Genomic DNA, 13,306 nt, shown 5'->3' on the forward strand with positions numbered 1-13,306 from the left:
ACGTTCCCAGTCTAACGGCCAGCTCACGGCTGCCCGACCACTCCGACGGAATGCCCCATGACCAACAACGACATACTGCGCAGCCTGCGCTACCTGCTGGACATCAGCGACGCACGGGTGGTGGAAATCATCGGCCTGGCCGACCAGGAAGTGAGCCTGCAGGAAGTCGCGGCCTGGCTGACCCGCGAAGATGAGGAGGGCTACCACGCCTGCAGCGACCGGCGCCTGGCCGGCTTTCTCGACGGGCTGGTCTACGCCATGCGCGGCAGGGACGAGAGCCGCCCGCCCTTCCCCCTCGAACTGCCGATGAGCAACAACCAGGTACTGAAGAAGCTGCGCGTGGCCCTGGAGCTGCGCGAGGACGACATCCTCGACATCCTCCGCGAAGCGGACCTGCCCATGACCCGTGCCGAGGTGGGGGCGCTGTTCCGCAAGAAGGACCACAAGAACTACCGCCCCTGCGGCGACCAGGTGCTGCGCAACTTCCTCCGCGGTCTCACCGCCAGACGGCGCCCGCCTCAAGGCTGAGAACCTTCATCGGCGCGTCTAGAATTCATCGGCCGGCCACCGGAACCTTGCCGTAACGGCGCCAGTCACACCCCTCGATGACCTCAAGGAGTAGCCGATGAAAATCCTCATGGTGCTGACCTCGCATGACCGCCTGGGCGATACCGGCCAGCCGACCGGCTTCTGGCTGGAGGAGTTCGCCGCACCCTATTTCGCCTTCCGTGATGCCGGGGCCGAAGTGGTACTGGCCTCTCCCCGGGGTGGGCAGCCGCCGCTGGACCCGAAGAGCGACGACCCGGCCGCGCAGACCGAAGCCACCCTCCGCTTTCGCAGCGACCCGCAGGCCCAGCAGGCGCTGGCCAACACCCTGCCGCTGGCGGGGCTGGTCTCGGCCGACTACGACGCCCTCTTCTACCCCGGCGGCCATGGTCCGCTGTGGGACCTGGTGGACGACCCCTTCTCCATCCTTCTGATCGAAGACCTGCACAACGCCGGCAAGCCGGTGGCCGCGGTATGCCACGCCCCTGCCGTGCTGAAGAATGCCCGCGCCGCCGATGGCAACCCGCTGGTGCAGGGCTGCGCGGTAACCGGCTTCTCCAATTCGGAGGAAGCGGCGGTAGGCCTCACCGAGGTAGTGCCCTTCCTGGTGGAGGACATGCTCCGCGACCTCGGCGCCCACTATTCCAAAGTGGCCGACTGGCAACCCCATGTGGTCGCCGACGGCCACCTGATCACCGGGCAGAACCCGGCCTCCTCGGAGCCCACCGCCGCCGCGTTGTTGCAGTTGCTCGGGGAGTGAAGTGGCGCCCGGTGGGCCAGCTTGAGCCCTTCCCGCCCGGGCGGATCATCAGGCGCTTCGCGAGCAGAGCCGGCTCCTAAGGGAAGGGACGGGCCGTAGGTGGGCCTCAGCCCACCGCATCCAGGCGACTCATGGATGAGATGGACAGCGGTAGGCCCGTAGCCACATCACGTCCACAAACCAACCATCTCAGAGCTCTGGACGCATCCCTGTCAGCTCGTCGTTGTCCATGCCCTGTGTTTTCAGAAGAACTGCGAAACGCTCAGTTTCACGTTCCGCCCCACACCGGAGACGGCGTCGCCGAGATAGGGGTAGTACTCACGGTTGAACAGGTTGTCGACCGCCAACCGCGCTTCGAAACCTTTGGCGAATTGAGGCTTCCAGCTGGCAAACACACCGTGCAAGGCATAGCCCTGGCTCTGCGTGTAGCTCCAGAACGCCATCCGAGGGTCATCATCTACCGGCGAACGGTCCTGTTTGCGCACAAACTGCCCGGTCCAGCCCATGGCCATGTCCACTTCCGGCACCTTCACGCCCAGCGTGGCCACTGCCTTGCGAGGCGGTATCTCGGCAATCCAGGTCGGTTGTCCCCAGGGGTTCGCCGGAGATGCATCACGACGTCCGCGGACGTAGGAGATCGACAGGCTGCCGAACACCCGTGCGCTGTCATAGAACGACTCCACCTCCAGTCCTTCGATGGTGTAGCCCGGCAGGTTGCGGTTGTTCGAGAGAGTGCCCGGGCAATCGGTACTGCTGCTGAGCTTCTCGGCGCAGTAGACACCTGTGCGCTTGAAGATCTCATCCTTGCCACGGTTGCGGAACAGGGTGGTACGGATCTGCAGGCTGTCGCTGTCAACCAGCAACCGGTCCACGTTTAAGATGCTCCCCAGACGAATGCCCGTGATGCGTTCGGGATCGAGATTGCGACTGGTGCCCGGAACACTGCTGAGCGCACTCTGCACCTCGTACAGCTCGTCGATCAGGGGCGCGCGCCAGGTCTTGCTGTAATCCGCGAAGAACGCCAGATTCTCCGTCGCGGTCCAGAATATACCCAGGCGAGGCGACCACCCGGTATAGCGGACCTGACTGTAGTCATGCCCAACTGCGGGGTCCGGGTTGTTGAAGCGAGGAGCCAGGTTGGGCTCCCCCTTGCTGATTACCTGATCGTAGCGAAGGGCCGGTGTGATGGTCACCGAGCCGAAGGTGATGGCGTCCTGCAAGAAGCCGCTACGCGTCTCCTGCTCGCCTGATGGCATGTAGTAGGGCTGATAAAGGCCAAAGTTGTAATTCGCATCACGGGACTTCCCGAGGTCCTTCATCAGAGTGTCGCGCTCATGTCCGTGCCACTGCACACCCACCGTTGCCACATGGGCAAACGGCCCGGTGTCAAAGCGGCTTTCATTCTTCAGTTCCGCCAAGCGGTCGGTGTAGTTCACCCAACTCTCGTTGCCCAATGAACCAGACAGCCAGGTCGAGGCATTGTCCGGCCGCTTGTCGTGCTGATCGGTCTTGGAATAGGCGTAGCTGGCTGTAACGTTGACCCAGGGATTGTCGAGCGGTGCGTAGTTCCATTTGAGGGAGTAGTTCTCATCATCCTGGTCGCGGTAGACCAACTTGCGCTTCCACGCACCGTCCAACCCGTAGCGAGCGATCTCAGCCGCCGTGGGCGCGGCCATTTCATCGCGCTTGGCTGCGAACGGCTCCCAGGCCTGGCTTCCGGACTGCATCGCAGACAGGGTGAGCACATGCTCCTCATTGAGGCGCAGGTTGCTCTTGAACAGAAAGGCATCGAGCTGATTCTCGGAGTATACGAAGCGCGTGCCATCGGGACGCTTGATATTCCCACCGTCACGCCAGTTCATGAACAGCAGGCCGTCGAGCATCTTGTCTTCGGTCTGACCGTAGACGGCTCCGCTGTATATCTCCTGGCGGTCATTGGTGTGGTAGCCGTACTTGACGAATGCCCCTACATCACGCCCGTCCTGGAGAAGGTCGGCCGGGTCCTTGGTGTCGACCTTGATCACGCCGCCGAAGCCACCGTTTCCGTAGAGCGAATTGTGTGGCCCCTTGTCGACCTCGACGTTCTTGATCAACTCCGGCTCGATGAACACCGAGCCCTGGCGGTACTTCTCGAAGCCCTTTGGGGCGCCATCGAGGATAACCTTGACGTCCTCGACATCCCCCATGCCCCAGATATTCAGAGTTTGCCCACCTGGCCTGGGTGAGCCACTGGAGCTGACCCCAGGCAACGTATCCAATAGTTCGCCAATGTTGTCGGCCTGCTTGCGGTCGATGTCTTCCTGGGTCAGCACCGAGCGCCCCACAGTACTGCTATCGATGGCATCCCCCATGATGCTGGTGCTGCCCAGGTTGAGGACGTTGTCATTAGCAGGTGCCTGATCATTCCCCGGCAAGCGCCGCACCACGAACCCATCCCCTGCTTCCACCAGCTCCAGCCCCGTCCCCGACAGCAACCGCTCCAGGGCCAGGCGCGGGCTGTAGCGGCCCTTCAGCGCCGGCGCACGCACATCGCGCAATTGGGCCTCATCGAACAGCACCTGAAGTTGCCCCTGCTGGGCGAGGCTGGTCAGGGCGCTGGCCATGGGTTGGGCCGGTAGGTCGAAGTCGTGGTCCTGTGCCAGGGCCGAGGCGCTGGCCAGCCAGGCCGCCAGAGCGCTGCCGGCAACGAGCCGGCGCAGGGCGAAGCGGGTGGTACGGGTGTTCATGCAGGTCTCCCCTTGTGCTGCAGGACCGCCACGGCAACTGGCGGTTACCGGGAGGAAGACGCACAGACGAGAAAAACCCACATATGCGAATGAAAAATATTTTTATTTGTAGCGAATCAACCAGGCCTTCAGCGCGGATGGATCAACGCTCGCCCATCCGCCAGACGCTCGACCTGGACCGGCAGCAATTGCGGCAAGGCAGCGAGGAAGGCATCCGGGTTGGCGAGGTTGAGGCTGCCGGAGACACGCCGCTGGGCCAGCCTCGGGTCTGCCAGGCCCACCGGGGCCGGGCGATAGCGCGACACCTCGTCGAGTAGCTGCGCCAAGGGGCGATCCCGGAAGAGCAGTTGCCCCCTGCGCCAGCTGGCGATCTCCTCGGGCCGGCGTTGGCCTTGTTCGAGGGTGGCGGTGCGGTAGTCGTAATCGAGGCTGTCCCCTGCCAGCAGTTCCAGCGGCTGCGCCGTTCCTGGATGAGGCTCGACGGCCACATGGCCGCTCTCCACCGCCACATCCAGCCGCTGCTCGCCGCGCCTTACGTTGAAGCGGGTGCCCAGTACCCTCACCCGCCCTTCTCCGGCGATGACGTCGAAGGGACGAGCTTCATCACGGGCAACAGCGAAGAAGGCTTCACCTTCCAGCAGGTCCACCTCCCGGTGATCGTCATACAGGCGAACGCGCAAGCGCGTGGCGCGGTTGAGGTCGATGCGGGTGCCGTCGGCCAGGGTCACCTGCTGCGTGGCGCTACGGGGGCTGGCAAAGGTCTCGTCGACCTCGGGCCCGCCCCGGGAGACCAGTATCAGGACACACGCGAGCAGCAAGGAAGCAACGGCAGCCAGGGGCAGGCGCCAGCGGCGCGGACGCAGCGGCACTACCGGTGCTGAAAGGCTCGGGCGCGGTACGCGATCAAGTTCAGCCCAGATCTGCTGCATCTCGGAAAAGGCGCGGGCATGAGCAGGGCTGGCGGCCAGCCAGGCCTGCAACTCGGCTTCATCCCGTGCGCTGAACTGGCTGCCGGAGCGCCGCGCCTGCCAGGTCGCGGCCTGCTCGTCGATCGAGGGGCGTGCTTCCATCCACGTGTTCTCGTTCATGGCACATCCTCCTGTCCCGCATCGAGCAGGCGCTGCCTGCAATGCAGGAGGGCACAGGCGACGTGCTTCTCCACCATGCTGAGGGAAATCCCCATGCGCTCGGCGACTTCGGCCTGGGAAAGCCCGTCGAACTTGTGCAGAACGAAGGCCTCCCGCCGGCGCGGCGGCAGATCATCCAGCGCCCGGGCCAGGTGATGCAAGCGCTGGTGCTGTTCGGCCTTGTCCTGGGGGCCTGGGGCGGCGTGCTCGAACAACGCCCCATCGTGCTCGACAGAGACTGGCTCCGTCCCGCCCCTCACCTGCTGGCGTCGCCAGTGGTCACGCAGGAGGTTGCGGGCGATCTGGAACAGGAAGGCGCGGGGCTGGGCCACACGGGCGCGATCGCGGGAACCCAGCCACTGGGCGAAGGCGTCCTGGGCGAGATCAGCCGCATCGGCCTGGCTGCCCAAGCGTTTGCCGAGGAACTTCAGCAGTTCGGCATGGAAGGCCCGGTAGGCGCCCGAGACGGTGCCACGGAACTGCTCATCCATGGCGGGCTTCCCCACCGGCCAGACCTGACTTCACGACACCCCCGACTGCAGGTGCTTCCCGCCCGGTCAAGGCTGACAGATAACGGAAAGCAACAAATGAGAATGCATATCATTAGATGTCAGACTTTTCACGGCGTCAAGATCAGTCTCCTGAAACGAAAAACCGCGGCCGAGGCCGCGGTTTTCGAAGAGCACCGATCAGTGCGCGAGGAGTGAGCCCCCGGTCTTGCCGGCAAGCTTCTCGGGCTTGATCAGGAAGCGGGCCAGGGCCGGCAGCAGCCAGAGCGCGCCGAACATGTTGACGATGAACATGAAGGTCAGCATCAGGCCCATGTCGGCCTGAAACTTGATTGCCGAGAACATCCAGGTCGCCACGCCGATGGCCAGGCACAGGCCGGTGAAGAGCACCGCTTTGCCGGTGGACTTCAGCGTCTGGTAGTAGGCCTCCTGCAGGGTCAGACCGGCGCGCAGGAAGCTTTCCAGGCGGCTGTAGATGTAGATGCCATAGTCGACACCGATGCCCACGCCCAGTGCAATCACCGGCAGTGTCGCCACCTTCACGCCGATGCCGAGGAAGGCCATCAGGGCGTTGCCCAGCACCGAGGTGAGGATCAGCGGGATGACGATGCAGATGGTCGCCGGGATCGAGCGGAAGGTGATCAGGCACATGGCCGCAACGCAGATGTACACCAGGATCAGGATGGTCAGCTCGGTCTGGGCGATCACCTCGTTGGTAGCCGCTTCGATGCCGGCGTTACCGGCGGCGAGCATGAACTCCAGCCCGTCCTTGTTGTGCTCCTCGGCAAAGCCCTGGACTGCCTTGACCACGCGCTGCAAGGTCTCGGCCTTGTGGTCGTTGAGGAACACCAGCACCGGTGCCAGGGAGCAGTCGGTGTTGTACAGCCCATCGGCGCGGCTGATGGAGTTGTTCAGCACGTCCTGGTTGCGGGAGAGGGTTTCCCACTTCAGGTTGCCTTCGTTCATCCCTTTGATCACCTGCTTGGAGACGGTGACCATGGAGATGGCGGACTGCACGCCCTGAGTGTTCTCCATCGTCCACATCAGCTCGTCGATGGGGGCCAGCGCTTCATGGGTGGAGCACCCTTCAGGCTTGGTCTTGACCATCACCACAAGCACGTCGGAGCTGGTGGAGTAGTTGCTGATGATGAAGTTGTTGTCCTTGTTGTAGCGCGAGTCCGGACGCAACTCCGGTGCGCCCTGGTCAAGGTCGCCGATCTTCAGGTTCTTGCCGTACCAGAGGCCGCCACCGAAGGCCATGATGGCGATGACCACGGAGATGGGTGCCACGGTGGGGTGGGCGAAGTTGGACAGCAGGCGCCAGAACGGGTGCTCGCGGGTGGCGTCCTTCTTGCTGCGCTGGATGGCTTTCTTGCTGATGCCGACATAGGAGATGGCGACCGGCAGCAGGATCAGGTTGGTGAAGACAATCACCGCCACACCGATGGAGGCCCCGATGGCCAGTTCGCGGATCACGCCGATGTCGATGATCAGCAGGGTGATGAAGCCCACGGCGTCGGCCAGGATGGCGATCATCCCCGGCAGGAACAACTGGCGGAAGGTGCGCCGGGCCGCAGTCAGGGCATTGTCGGCGTCACTGGATTGCAGGGCGATGCCGTTGATCTTCTGCACCCCGTGAGAGATGCCGATGGCGAAGATCAGGAACGGCACCAGCATGGAGTACGGGTCGAGCCCGAAGCCCACCGAGTGCATCAGGCCCAGCTGCCAGATCACCGCCACCAGGGTGGTGGAGAGCACGGCGATGGTGCTGCGGATGCACCAGGTGAACCAGTAGAGCAGCACCAGGGTGGTGAGGAAGGCGATGCCGAAGAAGGCCACGACCATGATCAGGCCGTCGATCAGGTCACCGACCTTCTTGGCGAAACCGACGATGTGCACCTGGACGTTCGGGTTCTGGGCCTGGTACTTGTCGCGGATCTTCTCTTCCAGCTCATGGGAGAACTGGCGATAGTCGAGCTTCAGCAGCTTGCCCTGATCGTTCGGGTCCGGGTAGGACTCGAGCAGCGGCACGTCGATGATGCTGGACTTGAAGTTGTTGGCCACCAGGCGACCGATCTGGCCGGACTTGAGCACGTTGTTGCGCAGCTCTTCCAGGCTGTCGGCAGAACCGTCGTAGGTCTGCGGGATGACCTCGCCGCCGGCGAAGCCTTCCTCGGTCACTTCGGTCCAACGGACGCTGGGACTCCACAGGGACTTCAGGCCGGAACGGTCGACACCGGGAATGTAGAAGACCTCGTCGTGGATCTGGCGCAGGGTCTCCATGTAGTCCTTGCTGAAGATGTCCCCGTCCTTGGCTTCCACCGAGATGCGCACGGTGTTGCCCAGGTTCGCCAGGTCGTTGCGGTGCTCCATCATCTTCTGGATGAAGGGATGGTGCAGCGGAATCATCTTCTCGAAGCTGGTGGACGGGCGCACCTGGGTGGCCTGCCAGAAGAGGAAGATGCTGACCAGCAGGCAGATGACGATCACCGCCGGCCGGTTGTTGAAGATCAGGCGCTCCAGGAAGGTCGCCTTGTCCTGGTGATGGTTACTCATCGAAACTCCCCCACCTTGTTATTGTTGGCCCAGCTCGGCGCCAGTCGGCGAGGCGACGCGCGCCCCACCCTGTCCCACCAGGATCAGGTTGCCCTTGCTGTCGACCGTGACACTGGCCAGCGACAGGCGATCGGCGCGGTTGACCACGCTGAAGGTGCGACCGGCGTCGGTGCTTTTCAGCACAGTGCCACCGTGGCCGACGACCAGCAGAGTGCCATCAGCAAGCAGGCTGCCGCCGGAAAGACCAAATTCCAGCTCACCGCCACGGGCGTTCTTGAGCGAGATGGTTTCCCAGGTCTGTCCGAAATCGGCGGAGCGGAACAGGTGGCCACGCAGGCCGTAGGCAATCACGACGCCGGGCTCTGCGGTACCGGAAACGCCGAACAGCGAGCCCTCGTAGGGGCCTTCAAGACGTTCCCAGGTCTGGCCCCAGTCGGGGGAGCGGAACATGCTGCCCATCTCGCCGACGATGAACAGGCCGGAGTCCTTCACCGCTGCAATGGCATTGATGTGGTACTGGTCTTCGTTGTCGAGGCGGTCGCTGACGTCTTCCCAGTTCTTGCCACCGTCCTCGGTGGCCAGCAGGGCGCCGTAGGAGCCAACGGCGAAGCCGGTGCTGGCGTCCTTGAACCAGACATCCAGGAGTGGGGCTTCACGCTGCAGGTCTTCGAACTGGAGTGTCCAGGTCGCCCCGCCATCCTCACTGGCGAGAATCTGCGCGTCGTGGCCAACGGCCCAACCTTTCTTGTCGTCGACGAAGTAGACGGCGGTCAGCATCTGCCGGGTAGGCACCTTGGCCTGGGTCCAGCTCTTGCCGTCGTCGTCGGAATAGAGGATGTGGCCACGATCCCCCACGACAACCAGGCGCTTGCCGGCGTGGACGACGTCCAGCAGCAGGCTGGTGATGGCCTTGGGTGATTCGATGGAGTAGACCGGCGCTGCCTCGGCAGCATGCACGGTGGGCACCATGGCGGAAGTCAGGATGGACAGCACACTGAACAGCGAGAGCGCTTTGGCCAGCGGCGAGTGGAAGCGGAACGCCGGCTGGGCGGAATGACGCGCGCCACGACCGGACTGGGTGCGCCGCATGATGGGCTCACTCATACACCTTTCCCCCTTATTGTTATAGGTGGTCCTGCCCCACGGGCAGGCGGCTTATGCTATCCAGCTTTGGAAAGCGCTGACAATCGGCGGGACGTTATGTTTTGTTAAGCCAAACCCGCGTGATTGAGCCCTTATCAGGGCCTCTGATGAATGAAAAAGGCCGCTACCAGAGTAGCGGCCTTTTTCTGTCCTGCGAATCGATCAGCGAGTACCGCGACGACGCAGGGCAGACGGCTTGAAGTAGCCGTCATCCGGGATCGGCTGAGTGAAGTCGATGGTGCTCGACTCCTCGTTGTCGAGGTTCTGCACGTGGTAGCGGCGGGCCTGCAGATCATGGAACACGTCCAGCGCGGACCAGGTGGTCGGCAGGTCGTAGTAGTTCTTCAGGTAGGCCACCGAGACACGCCACAGCTCGCCGCGACCGTCGTACTGGTCGACCACGGCAGCTTGCCAGCTGTCCTCATCGAGGAACAGGGTGCGCTTGGAGTAGATGTGGCGGGCACCCGACTTCAGGGTGCCTTCCACGACCCACACGCGGTGCAGTTCGTTACGGGTGACGGCCGGATTCAGGTGGCCAGGCTTGAGCAGGTCCTTGTACTTAACCTCAGGGCTGGAGACCTTGTAGTTGTTGTACGGGATGTAGATTTCCTTCTTGCCCACCAGCTTCCAGTCGTAGCGATCCGGCGCACCGTTGAACATGTCGGTGTCGTCAGCGGTACGCAGGCCGTCGGCGGCAGCGATGGGGGTGTCGTAGGCCAGGTTCGGCGCGCGGCGAACGCGGCGCTGACCGGCGTTGTAGCCCCAGGCCTGACGCGGCTCCTTCACCTGGTCCAGGGTTTCGTGCACCAGCACGGCGCCGCCAGCCAGGCGAGCCGGGCTCTTGGTGAAGGACAGGTAGTAGAACAGGATGTTGTTCAGGTCAGCGTACGACCCCTTCGGGTTGTAGTACTTGAACAGGGCTTCCTGCTGCGAGGTGACCAGGGAGTAGTCGCCGTTGCGCTGCACGGCCACTTCGGAGGCGCGACGCACGATGTAGGAACCGCGGTAGCGAACGATGTGGTTCCACAGGGCCTCGACACCGTTCTGCGGGATCGGGAACGGAATGCCACCGTAGGCATCGGCGAAACCGTTACCACCATCCAGCAGCTTGGCAGTGGTGGCGTTCTTGACGGTGTTGTCATAGACCCACTGTGGTGCGGAGCCGGAGCGACGGGTCGGGTAAACCGGCATCTGGAAGGTGTCCGGGTAGGCATTGAACAGGGCGATCTGACCGGGGGTCAGGTTGGCCTTGTACTGGTCCAGATTGGCCTTGGTGATGGTGAACAGCGGCTTGTCGCCCGGGAACGGATCGACATGGTGCTGGCCCGGCTTGTAGCCGGCCGGGGCCTGGGTGATGCCACCGGTCCACTCGGGGATGGTACCGGCAGCGTTGCCGGCCTTCTCGGCGCCGAAGGGGGTCAGGCTGGCGCCCAGCTTGGCGGCTTCCTGTGCAGACACTGTCGCCAGCGCGCTACCGGCGGACAGCGCAAACGCGACTGCTGCGCCAATCAGCGAAAGCTTTTTCAGCATGTTGAATCTCCGTGAGGGTTCAGCGGCGGGAGCCCATGAAGGCCCCCGCGTTCTTTTCTAGTTAGAAGGAGTACTTGACGTTGACGCCGATGTTGTCGCGGTCGCGGATGGAGTTGTTCTGGCCACCACCGAAGAACTCGGTGTACTGGATCTCGCCTTCCAGGCTGTTCAGGTAGTTCGCCTTCAAGCCCAGGGTGTAGGCCTTGCGCCCTTCGATGAAGTTACCGGTCTGGTAGGAGTTACCTTCGAAGTCATCCTTGTAGACGACGAACGGGGAGACGTTTACGCCGGCAATCACGTCGTTCCAGGTACCGTTCAGCACCAGGGTGTAGCCATAGGCGTTCTTGTTGACCTGATCGTCACGATCACCACCGGACACATAGGAGTTGTTACCACGGCCGGAGTAGTAGCGAGTGGAACCGTCATAGGCGGTGTACTTCAGATCGGAACCACGCAGGTGTTCGGAGGCGAGTTCGGCTACGCCGAAGAGCGAGTCGAAGCCCAACGCAGGCCCAAAGTTGTAGATGGTGCCCAACGAGGTGTTGTAAGCCTCAACACGCTCGTAGTTGTGGATCTGATCACCCAGCCGGACGCTCTGACCACCAATGTTGGTAGTACCGCCACCGCCAAGGGTCAGGGCCTGATTCAACAGATCACCCAGCAAGTCGTTGGTGGTCGCCACGCCAATGGGGAGATTGGGGCGATAAGCCAATTCACCAAAGACTGAAGCATCGCCGACAGTGGTGTTGAAGCTAAATCCGTACATGCGGATATCTTCGGCGTACTCGCGGCGGGCGTTGACCTGATTTGCTACGTCGATGGCTGCGACACCACCAGCAGCAGCCAAGGCATCGGCAGCGGCAGCACTACCGCCTGCTGCTGCAGCTTGAAGGTTGGCACAGGTGGTGCCGCCAATGGTGCTGCAAATGGCATTCGCGTTCAGCCCGGTGTAGGACGAGTTGAGATCCGCGTAAATAGTTGGCTCTTTCGAATGGTAGTTGACGAAGTAAGCCCCGAATTCGGTGGAGTTCAGCTCTTCAGCGATATAGCGGAAGGCGACACCAAACTGGCCGTCGTTCTTCGCATTCAGATCAGGACCAACCTGGGCGACTTTTACGACCCCGGCTTGCCGGTCGTAGTACTGCGTCCCCTTCAGGAGACCACCCGCGACCAGTTGGTCGTAAAGCCCTACGGTCGGAGTAGAAATCAACGGGTTAGCAAATCCGGAGCTAGTGGTGTATGCCCTGTTACCGCCATCAGCAAACAGGTCGGTCTCAGAGAAATAGGTACCTGCCGGGTCAATAGCACTTTCCTTCCAGTTGAACTGGTAGAAGGTTTCCATCGACAGGTTGTCGGTCAGGCCGATGCTGAAGCTCAGGGCTTCAACCGGCACCAGCACCTCCTTCAGCTCGGAACCCGGCAGGCGGAACTGCGCAGCGTTGACCGGGTTGGTGGTGTTGACGCCACCACGATAGAAGATGCCCTCCCCCCAGTTGAATACTTGCTTACCGATACGACCAGTGACCGGCATGTCAGCAATATCCCAGTTGCCATACAGGTAGGCGTCGAGGATCTGCGCATCGCGACCGGCCTTGTGGCGGGTCTCGCGGGTGAAGCTGCTGTCGTTCGGGTAGCTCTGGCTCGGCTGACGCGGGTTGTTGTTGTCGTAGTAGTCGTTGCGCTTGTCCATGATCTGGGTGTCATAGAAAGCGGTGCCGCGGACGAACACACCGTAGTTCTTGTAGGTCGCTTCCAGATCGGAAGTGATCTTGTACACCTCGGAAACCAGGCCGGTGTCGAAGTTGCGGTTGCCGTCGTTGGTGTTGATGTCGTTGTTGGTCTTGTCCTGGCCCTGGACACGCCACAGTTGGCCGTAGGAGACGGTGGTGTCGATGGAGCCGCTGATCTCGTCGTCGGCGAAGCTGAATTCAACCGCCTGGGCCTGGACGGCGCACATCAGGGGCAGGAGGCCGGCGAGGGCGAAACCGGCCTTGGCCGGTGCGAAACGCAATTGGGGCTTGCGGGACTTGAGTTCCATCGAGGTGTCTACTCCGTGGACAGATCATTTGTTATGGCTCCCGTCATGGGAGCTGTTTCGGCCGCCTGGGGCGGCTCCGGCGTTGGCACTTCGAAGCCCCAACGCGTCTGGCTCGCACTTTCCAGCGATCAACTGCCGGTCGGACGAACCTGGATCGGATTGCGCACGTGCAACCAAGGTGCCAAATCCGTACGACTGAAGTCGAAAACCCGACTTGATCACCCGGGCAACTATCATTCAAACGTGTGACTGATCATCCACTGATCAAATCGGAAAATTCGGCCGATTTTGTCCTACAAGCTGGCTCGATTTGTCACTCAAAACCACACATTGAGCGATGGCCAACTCACACCTTCTCCGTACGGTCAAGG

At 62.3% G+C, this 13,306-nt stretch carries 9 protein-coding genes; 2 read left to right on the forward strand and 7 right to left on the reverse strand.

The window, feature by feature from the left end:
- The first annotated feature begins 57 nt into the window (after window positions 1-57).
- Together A7D27_RS19870 and A7D27_RS19875 are read left to right on the forward strand one after the other, a co-directional pair.
- On the forward strand, window positions 58-528 hold the full coding sequence (locus A7D27_RS19870; protein ID WP_069561762.1) for a DUF1456 family protein: 471 nt from the start codon (window positions 58-60) through the stop codon (window positions 526-528).
- Window positions 529-625: 97 nt separating this feature from the next.
- Window positions 626-1,306: a type 1 glutamine amidotransferase domain-containing protein gene (locus A7D27_RS19875; RefSeq protein ID WP_069565860.1), complete on the forward strand. Its 681-nt coding sequence runs from the start codon at window positions 626-628 to the stop codon at window positions 1,304-1,306.
- 242 nt (window positions 1,307-1,548) lie between these two features.
- Here the strand turns inward: A7D27_RS19875 and A7D27_RS19880 are convergent, their stop codons facing one another.
- The 7 genes from A7D27_RS19880 to A7D27_RS19910 form a co-directional block, all read right to left on the reverse strand.
- Window positions 1,549-4,032: a TonB-dependent receptor gene (locus A7D27_RS19880; protein ID WP_069565861.1), complete on the reverse strand. Its 2,484-nt coding sequence runs from the start codon at window positions 4,030-4,032 to the stop codon at window positions 1,549-1,551.
- Window positions 4,033-4,160: 128 nt separating this feature from the next.
- The gene (locus tag A7D27_RS19885; protein WP_069565862.1) at window positions 4,161-5,120 is read right to left on the reverse strand and encodes a FecR family protein; all 960 of its coding nucleotides are present in this window, start codon (window positions 5,118-5,120) and stop codon (window positions 4,161-4,163) included.
- On the reverse strand, window positions 5,117-5,650 hold the full coding sequence (locus A7D27_RS19890; RefSeq protein WP_069565863.1) for a sigma-70 family RNA polymerase sigma factor: 534 nt from the start codon (window positions 5,648-5,650) through the stop codon (window positions 5,117-5,119). The genes A7D27_RS19885 and A7D27_RS19890 overlap by 4 nt, the downstream gene beginning before the upstream one ends.
- 198 nt (window positions 5,651-5,848) lie before the next feature.
- The gene (locus A7D27_RS19895; RefSeq protein ID WP_069565864.1) at window positions 5,849-8,224 is read right to left on the reverse strand and encodes an RND family transporter; all 2,376 of its coding nucleotides are present in this window, start codon (window positions 8,222-8,224) and stop codon (window positions 5,849-5,851) included.
- 18 nt (window positions 8,225-8,242) lie between these two features.
- Window positions 8,243-9,328 carry a YCF48-related protein gene (locus tag A7D27_RS19900; protein ID WP_069565865.1) on the reverse strand — a complete coding sequence of 362 codons (1,086 nt, stop codon included), beginning with the start codon at window positions 9,326-9,328 and terminating at the stop codon, window positions 8,243-8,245.
- A 201-nt stretch (window positions 9,329-9,529) separates the two neighbouring features.
- Window positions 9,530-10,897 carry a DUF1329 domain-containing protein gene (locus A7D27_RS19905; RefSeq protein ID WP_069561755.1) on the reverse strand — a complete coding sequence of 456 codons (1,368 nt, stop codon included), beginning with the start codon at window positions 10,895-10,897 and terminating at the stop codon, window positions 9,530-9,532.
- A 61-nt stretch (window positions 10,898-10,958) separates the two neighbouring features.
- On the reverse strand, window positions 10,959-12,935 hold the full coding sequence (locus A7D27_RS19910; protein ID WP_069561754.1) for a DUF1302 domain-containing protein: 1,977 nt from the start codon (window positions 12,933-12,935) through the stop codon (window positions 10,959-10,961).
- Window positions 12,936-13,306 lie beyond the last annotated feature (371 nt).

The sequence above is a fragment of the Pseudomonas sp. 1D4 genome (assembly GCF_001728925.1).
GTDB lineage: Bacteria > Pseudomonadota > Gammaproteobacteria > Pseudomonadales > Pseudomonadaceae > Metapseudomonas > Metapseudomonas otitidis.